General features: G+C 71.1%; 8 protein-coding genes and 1 pseudogene. 1 reads left to right on the forward strand and 8 read right to left on the reverse strand.

What is annotated here, in order from left to right:
• The first annotated feature begins 5 nt into the window (after positions 1-5).
• Positions 6-1,362: pseudogene (locus tag ACN28I_RS32260) on the forward strand (sigma 54-interacting transcriptional regulator).
• Between the two features lie 43 nt (positions 1,363-1,405).
• Here ACN28I_RS32260 and ACN28I_RS32265 read toward each other — a convergent pair.
• The 8 genes from ACN28I_RS32265 to ACN28I_RS32300 form a co-directional block, all read right to left on the reverse strand.
• Positions 1,406-1,702: a hypothetical protein gene (locus tag ACN28I_RS32265; RefSeq protein WP_420945746.1), complete on the reverse strand. Its 297-nt coding sequence runs from the start codon at positions 1,700-1,702 to the stop codon at positions 1,406-1,408.
• 210 nt (positions 1,703-1,912) lie between these two features.
• Positions 1,913-2,449, reverse strand: coding sequence for an imm11 family protein (locus ACN28I_RS32270; RefSeq protein WP_420945747.1), 537 nt, complete (start codon positions 2,447-2,449; stop codon positions 1,913-1,915).
• A gap of 46 nt (positions 2,450-2,495) precedes the next feature.
• A complete protein-coding gene (locus tag ACN28I_RS32275; RefSeq protein ID WP_420945748.1) occupies positions 2,496-3,896 on the reverse strand; it encodes an AHH domain-containing protein in 1,401 nt (466 codons plus the stop codon).
• A gap of 35 nt (positions 3,897-3,931) precedes the next feature.
• The gene (locus ACN28I_RS32280) at positions 3,932-5,365 is read right to left on the reverse strand and encodes a serine/threonine-protein kinase (protein WP_420945749.1); all 1,434 of its coding nucleotides are present in this window, start codon (positions 5,363-5,365) and stop codon (positions 3,932-3,934) included.
• Positions 5,366-5,381: 16 nt separating this feature from the next.
• Positions 5,382-6,875: a hypothetical protein gene (locus tag ACN28I_RS32285; protein WP_420945750.1), complete on the reverse strand. Its 1,494-nt coding sequence runs from the start codon at positions 6,873-6,875 to the stop codon at positions 5,382-5,384.
• Positions 6,876-6,969: 94 nt separating this feature from the next.
• Complete coding sequence (locus ACN28I_RS32290; RefSeq protein WP_420945751.1) at positions 6,970-10,815, reverse strand: serine/threonine-protein kinase PknK; 3,846 nt, start codon at positions 10,813-10,815, stop codon at positions 6,970-6,972.
• A 70-nt stretch (positions 10,816-10,885) separates the two neighbouring features.
• A complete protein-coding gene (locus tag ACN28I_RS32295; protein ID WP_420945752.1) occupies positions 10,886-11,869 on the reverse strand; it encodes a type VI immunity family protein in 984 nt (327 codons plus the stop codon).
• 10 nt (positions 11,870-11,879) lie between these two features.
• Complete coding sequence (locus tag ACN28I_RS32300) at positions 11,880-12,464, reverse strand: hypothetical protein (protein WP_420945753.1); 585 nt, start codon at positions 12,462-12,464, stop codon at positions 11,880-11,882.
• Between the last annotated feature and the right edge of the window lie 273 nt (positions 12,465-12,737).

A 12,737-nucleotide genomic window follows, 5' to 3' on the forward strand; every position in this document is an offset into this window, starting at 1 on the left:
GCCGTATGCCCCCCATTGATCGCCCTGAGACCCCCGGAGCCGAGGACGTCAGCGTGACGCGGCCGTATGCGCACGCGCCCGGGGCCACCGAGGTGACGGCCGTCCGGCGCTTCCTGCTCACCGTGGTGGAGGGACCCGGAGTGGGGACCGTCTGGGACTCCGTGTCCGATGCGTGCTCCATCGGCTCGCACCCCAGCAACGACTTCAACCTCGATGACCCCACGGTGTCGCGCTTCCACTGCGAAATCCGCGTGAGCCCCAAGGGCGCGCGGGTGAAGGACCTCGACAGCACCAACGGCGTCATCCTCGACGGGGTGCAGGTGGCCGAGGGGTACCTGCGCGGCGGCAGCCTGCTGCGCCTGGGCCGCGTGGTGGTGCGTTTCGACTACAGCTCCGACAGCAACCGGCTGCCCGTGTCCGAGCGCACGCGCTTCGGCTCGCTGGTGGGCACCTCGGTGCCGATGCGCATGTGCTTCGCCCTGCTGGAGCGCGCGGCCGCCCGGGACGTGACGGTGCTGCTGGAAGGCGAGACGGGCACCGGCAAGAGTCAGGCGGCCCAGGCCATCCACCAGGAGAGCGCCCGCCGCGACAAGCCCTTCCTCACCGTGGACTGCGGCGCCATCCCCGCGGACCTCCTGGAGAGCGAGCTGTTCGGCCACGAGAAGGGCGCCTTCACCGGCGCGGCCACCCGGCGCATCGGCGCCTTCGAGGAGGCCCACGGCGGCACTGTCTTCCTCGATGAGATTGGCGAGCTGCCCGCGGAGCCTCCAGCCCAAGCTGCTGCGCGTGCTGGAGGCCCGCGAGTTCCGCCGCGTGGGCACCAACGCCTACGTGCCCGTGGACGTGCGCATCATCGCCGCCACCAACCGGGATTTGCGCGCCGAGGTGAACGCGGGCCGCTTCCGCTCGGACCTCTTCTTCCGGCTCGCCGTGCTGCGCATTCCCCTGCCGCCCGTGCGCCAGCGGCCCGAGGATCTGCGCTTTCTCGTGGAGCAGATTCTGGAGTCGCTGGGGGCGGACCCGGAGCGGACGAAGGCGCTGCGCGAGCCCGGCTTCATCGCGCGGCTGGAGCAGGCCGCGTGGCCGGGCAACGTGCGCGAGCTGCGCAACTACCTCGAGCGGTGCCTCGTGTTCGAGGACACCCTGGCGCTGTCGGACATGGTGCCGCCGGGCAGCCGCTTCGAGGTGGACCCGAAGGTGCCCTATGCCGAGGCGAGGCGGCTCGCCCTGGACGATTTCGAGCGGCGCTACCTGCGCGCGCTGCTGGAGTTGCACCAGGGCAAGGTCTCCCAGGCGGCCAGCGGCGCGGACATGGACCGTGTGTACCTCTACCGCCTGCTGCGGCGGCACGGCATCAAGTGAGCCTGACCTGAGCCCCACTCGAGCCCCGTCCGAGCCTCTTCGCTCAGTCTGGCGGCTCCAGGTAGCGGCCCTGGTCCTCGATGGTGTCCTGCGCGCGCCCGGCGACTTCCTCCTCGCGCGCGTTGGCCTTTCCTCCTTCGGTAGGGGCGTCCTCCGTCCCTCGCGCCTCGCCGCCGGCCGCTTCCCGTTGCCGCAGGGCCTCGAGCGAGCTCGCCTCGTCGGGGGTCGGTCCCGTCAGGGCCTTGCGCGCGTTCGCCTCGTCAGGGGTCGGTCCAACCAGCGCCCCCGTGGCGTCCCACCCAGCCTCCAGGTCGTCCCACTCGTTGTCCGGGTCCGTCATGGCCGTCCTCCTCTCCCGCCTGCTCAACCCTTGTAGGCTGCGCATGTCCGGGAAGGCTCACAGCACGCCCGTCACGGCCGGCCACTGGCTCGGAGGGAGGGCCAGCGCTGGCCTGCCCGTCTGCTCTTCGGGTGGGCCTGACAACCTTTTGGGCCAGGTTCAATCGGCTGGAACCGGGCGAGCGGGGCGCGAGCGTGGAGGCCGTGGCGCTCAGACTTCCGTGAAGCGAGTCCCCGTCACTCCAACTCCCTCCATGGCTTTCTTGACCCGCTCGGAGACGATGATGGAGACCGGCCAGCCCCATGGACGGAAGAGCTCGGCACTCCCCACCTTGCTTGGATCGATTCGCAGACCTACCACTTTGTAATATTCGCCAATGCCATCCTCGTATCCATCCTCCACGGTGCGATAACCCACCTCTTCGCATCTCTCATCGTCGATACAACGAATCGTCCGGAGCAGGTTCAAGATGTAATAGCGGTCTGGATGTTCCTCGACGGTGATGGGGATGAGCTGCATCTGGTCTTGAAGTCCAAGCTGCTCGAAGAGCGTCTTGACCTTGTCGTGAATGACGGTGACGCCGAGCGCAGTGGTCGAGAAGTCCAGAGCGCGCCCACGCGCGTACATGCCAATACGAACAGGCAACTGGATGGAGAGTGGAAGACCTCTTGAAAAATGCCCGTTCCAGATCTCCTGGCCGCTCCCATCCATCGGGTCACCGAGTTCCCAGCGGTCCAGGATGCCCATGTCATTTTCCAGTTCAAAGTAACTCAATGAGGTCGTCTCTTCGCGCTCAAGGCTGAGTGGCCAGGTGGTTGAGCTTCGAGCCTGGTGTGCAGACTTCATCCGCGATCCTGTTGAGCTCTCTCATCAATTCGACTCTACAGGCGCTCTTCGTCGAGCAGGTTCTGATGACCCTGTCGAGCCGCCTGAAAATCTCTCTGTGGTACCCCTCCGAATGGGGTCCCGCGTGGTCCAGCAGGTAGATCTTGTTCGCCGCATCCTCGAGGGTCATTCCAGCCTTGGCGAATATGCGTTCGAAGAGAGGCGTCCAGGGGCCGCCGCGTGTATCGGAAATGGTATTCTTGTTCGTTGCCAGATGGTGCCAGCTGTACCCGGGTAATTTGAAGAGGCCATCCGCGCAGGCTGAGCGGAGCGAGGCCCCAGTGCCTCCTGCTGCCACCCCCGCCATGAGCAGCACTCCCTGCTTCACCCCGACACTCACGGCCCGTACCGCCCCTGCTTCCACGAACTGCCCTGCCCCTTGCAGCGCGAAGCGCTGGGGCAGTCTCAGCAGGTTCTTCATCCCCGCCCAGGTCTTCCCCAGTCCTCCTGGCACTGGCTTGGGGAGCACCTTCGTCACGCCAAAGCTCGCCACCACCACCATGATCCTCAGCGCCGCTCCCCCTGCGTACTGGCCGAAGTATCTTGCCGCCTCCTCTATTTCCTCCAGGGTCTGCACATGGCGCGTAGCCTGGTACAGCCTCAGCGCAGCCCCTCCCGCGTGCACCAGTTCCGTCAGGGTAAAGGCGGACACGAGCACCACCGTCACACCGACTGCGAAGGCCTTGGAGAAGACGGGCTCGGGAGCAGCCCACGCAACGACATACGCGACCAGAGACACGAGAAGTCCCGCGAGGAATGCCGGGTCACGTACGAGTTCCTCCCATCCCTCACGTATGCCCTCCGGCATGTATCCCGGCGACAGCCGCAGCGCCATGGCCATGGGACTCTTGATGAGCGTGTCCGGCATGGGCACGGCGGGCTCCCCGTAGCGCTCGGTGTACTGCGTGAGCAGCAACTCTTCCTGTGAGCGTGCCTTCTGCGCGAGGATCGGCACCTTGCCCGCGGCAGCCACTCTCCGCTTGCTCTCCTCGAGCGCAGCCAGTTCCTCGTGAAAGAGTTGGAGGACACGCCGTGCGTCCTCCCGGGTGAAGCGCTGGAACGAGGCGTCCGCGCTCATCGGTGGAAAGTGCAGCCGCACACGGGCCTGGGGCAGCACCTCGATTTGCACGGACGCTGCGGCGGGCTCGTGCGCCTGTTCCTGCTCAGGCTCCCCGCAGGACAGCTCGGCGACTGTCGGCTCGACCTCGTCCCTCACAGCATCCGCCGGAGTGAGGCAGCCGGAGGACAGCACCATGCACAGCGCCAGCCATGACCGCAGCACACGTCCTTTTCCTCGCAGCGTCTTCATGCCAGGCCTCTGGATGCACGCTCCTGGAATACGCGTCACGCGGCGTGCCGGGTGACGTGGCACAGGCCGTCGCGGCCCGGGAGTACCCTCACCTGGAAGGTGTCCTCCAGCCCCGCGAGCGCGCTCTCCGTCACCACCACGCCCTGGCCCGGGTGCCCCCCCGTCCAGGCCGACAGTCTCAGCAGCCGGCCTCCTCCCAGGGCTGGTCTGCCGCTCGCGTCCGGGCGCAGCGTCGCCGTGTCCAGGTGCAGCGTGGGTGTCAGCCGCACTCGCGCCGTCCCCCTCGTGGGCTCCTCTGCCAGCGCGAGTGCCAGCTCCAACACCCGCCGCCGTGCCTCCCGCTCGGCGTCCGCCTCGTCCGGCAGCGCCGCCACCCCCAGCAGGAAGCTGCTCCCCTCCACCATCACCTTCAGCCCCACCGCGTCCGCCCGTGCTCGCGCGTGCTCCATCAGCGCGTCCACCGCGTCCAGCGTGGCGTCGTCCACCAGCACCTCCATCCTCGCCTCCACATACAGGCCCAACGCTCGCACCTGCGTCGTGCGGGCCTGCCGCTCCCCCTGGACCGCGCGCCGCAGGTCCTCCAGCACCGCGTCCACGTCCGGGTAGCGGTCCCCCCGCCGCTTCTCCAGGCAGCGCCCCACCACCGCGTCCAGCGCCGCCGGCACCGGCGCCCGTTCACTCGCCCTCGGCACGGGTGCGTGCAGGTGCTGCTCCTCCAGCTCCACCTGCGTCGTCCCCTGGAAGGGCGGCTGGCCCGTGACGAGCTGGTACAGGAGCACCCCCAGCCCATACAGGTCCGTCCGCGCGTCCGGCGTCTCCCCCCGAATCTGCTCCGGCGCCATGGACAGCGGCGTGCCCAGCACCAGCCCCGTGCTCGTCATCGCCGAGCCCGGCTCCTCCGGCGCCAGCAGCTTCGCCACCCCGAAGTCCACCAGCTTCACCCGTGGCCCCGTCTCCCCCGCCAGCACCACCACGTTCTGCGCCTTCAAGTCCCGGTGCACCACCCCCGCACCGTGCGCCGCCTTCAGCGCCGAGCCCACCTGCTCCAGCAGCTCCAGCGCCTCGCGCGCGGAGAAGGGTCCTCGTGCCGCCAGCTCCGCCGCGAGATCCCTCCCCTCCAGCCACTCCATGGCGATGAAGGGCCGGCCATCCGCCAGCGTCCCGTGCTCCAGCACGTCGACGATGTGCCGGTGCCTCAGCCGCCGCAGCGTCTCCGCCTCCTGCTGGAAGCGGCGCAGCGCACTGCGCGCGGCGGCGAACTGCGGGTGCATCACCTTGAGCGCCGCGGGCGTTCCGTTCCGGGCCTCCCGCGCCCGGTAGAGTGTCGAGACGCTGCCCCGGTACCGGGTGCCCTCGACGACGTAGCCGCCCACCTGCGCCCCCGGCGAGAGCTCCTCGCCATACAGCGACCAGGCCCGTGCGTCGGAAGCCCGGGGCGTGCCCGGGGAGTCGTCGTGGCTGTCCGTCATGCCGCGGGTGCTCCCACTACTTCGTGCCGCCGCGCCAGGTGCAGGTGTTGGACGAGGCGCCCGGCGTCAGCCCACACGGCTCGTGCAGGAATACGGTGATGGGCTCCTTCCACAGCGTTCCCGTCGAATCGTAGCACTCCTCGAAATCCCCATCGCCCCACACCACCGCGCCATCCTCCTTCCTGCACTTGGAGGCCGGGTACGCGCGGTTCGCGGAGTCGATGCAGTCCCCCACCGGCTGGGCCGCGCAGTTGGCCCCCGCGCCCGGCAACGCGCAGACGCGGTGCGAGGCATACGCCGCCGCTTCCGTCCACTCCGGCGCCTGGCAGGAGAACATCTTCCGGTACACCGAGCCCTGGATGACCTGGTCCTTGCCCACGATGCGGCCGCTCTCGTCGACGAACACCTTCGTCGCCAGCGCGCCGGCGTCGAAGATGTTGCCGTAGTAGGCGCCCTCGCGGATGCGGAACACCGCCTTCTCCGAGAGCCGGTAGTGGGTGGCCGCGGGCGTGCCCGGCTCCACCTCCACGTTGACGTTCCCCGTCAGCGTGCTGTCGTAGGGCGCGCTCATCACGTTGAAGTAGCCCGAGGCCGGGCAGGTGAACGTCACCGCGGCCTGCGGGGTGGCGCACGTCCCCTCGCTCTGGCCGAGCTGGCGCGTGCTGCCCTGGTCGCAGCCGATGATGCCGTCACACACGCGCAGCATCATGCGCGCGCCGCTCCACGTGCCCAGCGCCGAGCCCGTGGCGCACTGGTCCGGCGCCTTGCCCCCCGCGCCCAGCCGCACCGGTTGTCCCGCCGTGCACCGGCCGATGAAGTCCGCCTCCCAGCCGCAGTCGCGGTTCATCCCCGTCTGCGCCGCGGTGCAGGTCTCGTAGCTCGGCACCCGGCCGTTGCCGAGGTCCGGGTCGTACTCCACCGGCCGCGTCTCGTTCTCCAGGGCGAAGAGCGTGGGCCGCAGCGCGTCCTCGCCGCGGATGGACAGCTCCACCCGGCGGCCCAGCGCGTTGTTGCGCGCCAGCAGGCACGCCGACACCCGGTTCTCGCACTCCTGCGAGGGCGCCCCGGTCTTCCACTGGGGGCACAGGCCCGTCTTGCCCTCCCAGCGTCGCACCGTCAGCGTGAGTGGATCCTTCCAGAGGACGTGGTGGCCCGCGGGCAGCGCGCAGCTCACCAGATAGGACATGAAGCTCTGCGCGTCCGTGTCCCGGAGCTGGTGCCGGAGGTAGCTGTTGCCCGTCAGGGGCTCGAACAGCGGCGCCAGGCCTCCCGTGGTCAGCAGGTGGTTGGCCGTGGGGTTGGTGGAGATGGTGTTGAGCACCAGGGCCTGCGTGGTGAGCGAGTTGGCCACCCGCATCTCCCGCGCCACCGTGCCGGGCTCCAGCTCCCCCTCCTCGCCCGGCCTCTCCGGCTGGCAACCCGGGACACCGAGCAGCATGACCCCCAGTGCGAGGGCTTGGAACCGGAAGTGCAGGGGACCAGGGTTGTTCGCGAGTCGCTGGGAATTCATGCTCGGCCTCGGGTGCATGGTGTGGGCCATCTGGGGGGTGGATCATCCTCCATCGGTGGCCGGAAGGGGGGGAGGGGCCCTGTTGCTCCGGGGGCTACAGGGGGCGGTCCGGGGGTGTGGCCGCCCAGGCAACGCGGAGCGCGTCCAGGCGCGAGCGCCACAGGGGAGAGGCCGCCGCGGTGCTCTCGGCCCGGGTGAGCCACGCGTGGGCCTCGTCGCGGCACCCGGCCCGGAGCGCGGACCCGGTGGCCTGGTAGAGCACCTCCGTCAGCTCATCGCCCGAGGTGTTCGGCTGGGCCTCCTCGGCGAGCGCCTTCCAGGCCCCGGCGTCCCGGGTGCCGGTCTCCGCTTCGCGCGCCTGCAACTCCACCAGGTGCCACAGGGCCAGGGTGTTGGGCGGCGTCTGCTCGGGCCGGCAGCGGGCGGAGAGCCAGGCGAGCAGCCTCCGGGCCTCGTCCAGCTCCCCGCGCGCCGCGCACACGCGCGCCAGCAGCACCGCGTCCACCGCCACCGGGTGCTCGTCGAAGAAGCGCACGCCCAGCTCGTGCGCGCGCCGGGCCAGCCGCGAGGCCTCGCCGGTGTGCCCCATCCAATGGAGGAACTCGGCGAGGTTGCCCGAGGCCCAGCGCTCCACCTGCGGGTGGCCCAGCTCGCGCGCCAGCGCCGTGGAGCGCCTCAGGTCCTCCAGGGCCGCCTCCACGTCGCCCCTCGCGCGCCAGAGGAAGGGGCGGTTGATGAGGGTCGCGGCCTCGTGCAGCGCGTCGCCCTCCTTGCGGCACAGCGCCAGCCCCTCGTCGAAGGCCCGCGCCGAGGCGTCCGCCTCCCCGGCCAGCGCCAGCCCCGTGCCCTGCATCATCAGGGCGATGACGCGCGTCTCCGTGTCCCGCGCGAGCGTGGCCGCCTCCACCGTCGCGGTGAGCAGCCGCGTCGCGCGCGCCCAGTCCCCCTCGCGCCACGCCTGCCTCGCCCGGGCCAGCGAGCAGCGCACGGACAGGCGCGGGTCATCGAGGGACTCGGCCTTCTCCAGCGCCTCCTGCGTGCGCGCCGCCGTGCCCTCCGCGTCCTCCAGCCAGTCCAGCACGGTGGCCTCCTCCAACAGCAGGTCCACCTCCAGCGCGGTGTTCTTCTGCGAGCCGGCCAGCGCCCGTGCCGCGCTCAAGTCACTCAGCGCCTCGCGGAAGCGGTGCGTGCGGTAGCGCACCCGGCCCCGTCCCGCCAGCACGCGCGCGCGCCGCGCCGGGTCTCCCTCGGGGAGCTGCGCCAGGGCGTGGGTGTAGTCCTGCTCGGCCTCCACGTGGCGGTGGGCCTGCCGCGCGGCCTCGCCCAGGGAGAACCAGGCGGTGAAGGACTCCTCGTGCGCACCGCAGGCCGCGGCATGGCGGGCCCGGCGGCGTTGCTCCGGCGCTCCCTGTCCCGAGAGGCCCCGCAGGGCCGCCGCGTGCAGTGCCCGGCGCCACGGAGCGGGCAGGGCGCGCTCGAGGGCCTCGCGCAGTTGGGGCTGACGGAAGGCGTAGCGCTCGGGGCCCACCGCCCGCAGCAGTCCCGCGCGCTCCAACCGGGCGAGCCCCGTGCCCGCGTCCAGGCCCGCCACGCGCGCCGTGTCCTCCTTTATATCGAGGTGCCGCTGCGCCGCGTCCACCTGGGCCACCGTCAGCTCCTGGCCGAGCACCGCGCACAGCTGCGCGAGGCCCTGGTGCGCCGCGGGCAGCACGGAGAGGGCGCGGGTGGCGAGCCGCTCGAAGAGGGGCGTCACCGAGACGTGCAGCAGCTCGTCCGCGGCCACGTACCCTTCACCGCCCGGGGTGGCGCGCAGGGCTCCCGAGGTGCGCAGCGCCCCGGCGACTTCCACGAGGGACAGGGGCACGCCCTGCGTCAGTTGCTCCAGGCGGGCGAGCACCGGCTCGGGGATGAACTCGGCGGGGCGCAGCAGGTGCAGCAACAGCGCGCGGCTGGCCTCGGGGGCGAGCGGCGGCAGCACCTGCTGGGCGGGGAGGCCGGCGCGCTCGCCGAGGAGGGGACGCAGGCCGAGCAGCTCGGGCCGTCCCGCGGCGCACACCCAGAGGGGCACCTCGGGCGCGGCGAGCGTGGCCACCTCGAGGGCGTCGAGGGTGGTGGGGTCCGCCTGGTGCGCGTCATCCAGGAGGAGCGCGAGGGGTTGCCGGGAGGCGAGGCGGCGCAGGGCCTCGGCCACGGTGCGGGCGAGCGCGTGGCGCCGGGCCCCGGAGGTCGCGGAGGGAAGGGGCGCGTCCGGGGCGCACCAGGCCCACAAGGCGTGGAGGAGGGCGTCGGCACCGGCTGCGTCCGGGTGGGGCGCGGTGAGGCGGAGCACCCGGGCCCGGCCCTCGGCTTCCAACCGCGTGGCGAGCACGTCGAGCAGGCGCGTCTTGCCGTGGCCGGGCTCACCGGTGAGGACGGAGAGGCCGGGGCCGTGGCCCGAGAAGGAGCGGGTGGCACTGGCCAGGAGCGTGTCGAGCAGCGCGTCGCGGCCCAGCAGGGGCGGAGGCTCGGCGGAGGAGGCGGCGCGGGTGATGGAGGAGTCGCCGGTGAGCAGCAGGGCGCCGGACGGGCCGGGCGACGTCGCGCCTTCACCGAGACGGGCCGCGGCCTCGGGGGTGGCCAGCAGGGGGGTGTCTCCACTGGGCGTGCCGCCGGGCCACCAGGCCCCGGGCTGCTCGAGGGCCATGCCCGCCATGCGCGTGAGGGTGGCACCGGGGCGCACGCGCAGCTCGGCGAGGTGGAGGACGGTGGTGGTGCCGGGCTCGGCGGGCAGTTGCCGGGCGGCGCGGGCGGCGGCGCGCAGTCCCGCCTCGGCCGAGGGGTGCTCGGGGAAGGCGACGAGACAGAGGCCCGGGTGGATGCGCGCGAGCAGTCCGCCCTCGGGCGCCACGGAGGCGGCGAGCTGCGCCACGTCCAGCTCACCGCGTACTCCGAGGAGGGCCACCTGGCGCACGCCGTGGGGACGCGCGGGGGCGAGGGACTCCTCGGCGGGAGCGGGCGCGGAGGGGCTGGTGCGGCAGGCGGCGTCGAAGGCGGCGAGGAGCGCGGCGGCGGAGGCGAAGCGCGCGGCCCGGTCCTTGGCGAGGCAGCGCAGGAGGACGTCGTCGAGGGCCGGCGGCACGGGGGCGCGCTCGGAGACGCGAGGAGGGCGGAGGGTGACGTGGCCGTGCAGCACCTCGTCGGGCCCGCCGGTGAAGGGAGGGGCCCCGGTGAGCAGCTCGAAGAGGAGGACGCCGAGCGCGTAGAGGTCGGTGCGTGCGTCGACGTCGCGGGACTCGAGGCACTGCTCGGGGGCCATGTAGACGGCGGTGCCGAGCCGCTGGCCGGTGCGGGTGAGGCTGACGGACTCCTCGGGCTCGTCCGGGTCCGAGGCGTCGAGGAATCGCGCGAGGCCGAAGTCCAGGAGGCTGAGCGTGCCGCCCTCGCGGAGGAAGACGTTCTCCGGCTTGAGGTCGCGGTGGACGAGCCCCGCGCCGTGGACGCGCTCCAGGGCACCGCACAGGCCGGCGAGCAGATCCCTCACATGCGAGAGGGGCGCGGCGCCGGAGCCGGGGAGCGCGGCCATCCAGGCGGCGAGCGTCTGGCCGCGCAGACGCTCGAGGACGAGGACGGAACGGCCCGCGGCGGAGCCCGCGGTGGAGCCCTCGAGGAGCAACGCGGGGACGGTGGGAGGGCCGACGCGGCGCAGGGCGGCGGCCTCGCGGGCGAAGCGCTCGGAGTGGGGGCCGAGCGCGACCTTCAGGGCCACCTCGTGCCCATCGTCCGCGCGCCGGGTGGAGAAGACACGGGAGAAGCCCCCGGCGCCGATGAGGGCCTGGAGCTGGAAGCCGGGCACCTGGGGCAGCGGCAGGGGCTCGGCCTCGGGCGAGGGCCGGGGCCGCTCCGCGTGCAGGGGACAGGCGGCGCCGGGGACGAGGCGGCGGTGGCAGACCGGGCAACGCATGGGCGGGGGCGGCGGGGGGGACGCCGTGCCGGGAGGTTATCAGACGCGGAGCCCCCCCGCTGGGGCCGCCTCAATCGAGGAAGCGGCGCCACCAGCGGCGGAGCTCCTCCTTCACGGAGGGACTCTTGCGCTCCAAGAATCCCCAGGGGAAGGGCTCCAGGTAGGGCTCCAGCACGCGGGCGAGCTCACGGTAGGCGGGAAGCGTCTGGCCCTGGTCCAGATCTCCGGCTTCGGGTGCCTCGCCCAACGTCACGACGGCGCGCTCGCCCTCCAGCTCCTGCACGGTGGTGGTGGGCGAGTGGAGACGGGCGCGCAGGCCCGCGGCGCCTCCGAGTTGGGAGAGGACAGGCGGCCCGAGGAAGTTCATCCAGTGGATGCCATCCACCCGTGTGCCCATGCCGTCGTGGATGGTGGCCTCGCGGACGTCGAAGCCTGGGTGGCGGAACAGCACGGGGCGGCAGGGGTCGAACTGCTCATCAATGGAGTGCCAGAGCTCCAGGGCGAGGCCGGCGTGTCCGGAGGCGAAGGGCAAGCGGGATGCCATGTTCCTGGCGAGCTCTCGCAGGTGCTCGGCCCCGCGCTCCTCGAGGTACTCCGTTGGCAGGGTGGCGGTGAGGACACTCACGCTGTTGGGGGGCGGCTCTCGCCAGGGAAGCCGGGCGTGGTAGCTGAAGGCGTAGCCACTGCCTGGCTCCCCTCGAAGGGCGAAGTACGGATCGGCGCCGTCCTTCTCGGGGTAGAAAGCCTCGTGGGGCTCGTAGTCGTCGAAATACCTGGGCGCCTTCGGCTCCAACGTCTCGCGAATGAGTTGCCATTCTCCCTCATCGAGCCGGGAGTATTCCCACCAGCAACATTTCCCATAGGCGAGGGCATTGGGGTGGCCCGCGAGTTCGCGAAGATAGCTGTCGAGAGCATGGGTCACCCCCGGCGCCAGGAGATGGTGGTCGTAGGGGAGGAAGAAGACGAGGCGCACGATGTCTCGTGCGAGAAGCCGTCCGGCTCCATCCTGCGTGACGGTGTCTGGGATGCGGACTCGTGGATAGGTGAGGCTCATGGGGTGGCTGCTAACGCCGATCGAGGCCCATCTGAGGTGTGACAAGGGCAGGTTTGCATGCGCCCCCGAGATCCGCGTAGCTCCTCATCTGCTTGTCCACCTCGGCGATCGACCATGGATCTTTCTTCTCATCGCCGCATGGAAACTTGAGCTCATAAATGCACTGAATCCGAGTGGCATTCCGGGTGAAGTGGAGAACGAGGTCGGGGCGCAGTGAGCCAGCCATCCTGTCGGTCAGTATGACCTCCTTTGTGAGGTCGTCCTTGCGGTAGCGAGGCTCCACCGAGAAGTTGTTTGGGAATTCCTCGGAGAAGCGCTCCTGGATGCAGGCGAAGGCCGCGGCATGTTTGAGGAGTCCAAGATGCCTCCTCCAAGTGGGGGCGAGCTTCTTCTCGACAGCAGGAGGCTTGTTGCAATCGGAGGCGGGGAGGGACTTCCCCTTCCCGAAGAGCTCCTCTTCGACCTTGAAGTGGGCCTCCTTGACGCACGCGACGATGAGGTCCTCCGCGTGCTTCTTCTGGGCCTCATCGAGGAATTTGGTGACCGTCAGGAATCCCTGAATGGACTGGGTGACCTGGAGGGTTTTCTCGAGCACCTGTGCGGCCCGAGCTGTCGCCGGCGCGAGAATCTCCCCGGTGCTCGAGGAGACGGGGGCAGCACAAGCCGGTCCACATGATTGTTCGAAGCTGGAGGGGGTCCGATACGGCGGGGCCGCGGGCACATCCTCAAAGCCGTTGCGCTCGGCACCAGGAGAGGCGGGGAGCGAAGTGCGGCGGGGAGGATGGAGCCCCATCGACGGCGAGCCATACAGCGCGGACGGGGCGGTGGCACAAGAAAGACCGAGGACGGCTGCCACCGAGACGGAGAG

It is taken from the genome of Archangium gephyra, from assembly GCF_049060025.1.
GTDB classification, from domain to species: Bacteria; Myxococcota; Myxococcia; order Myxococcales; family Myxococcaceae; genus Archangium; species Archangium gephyra_A.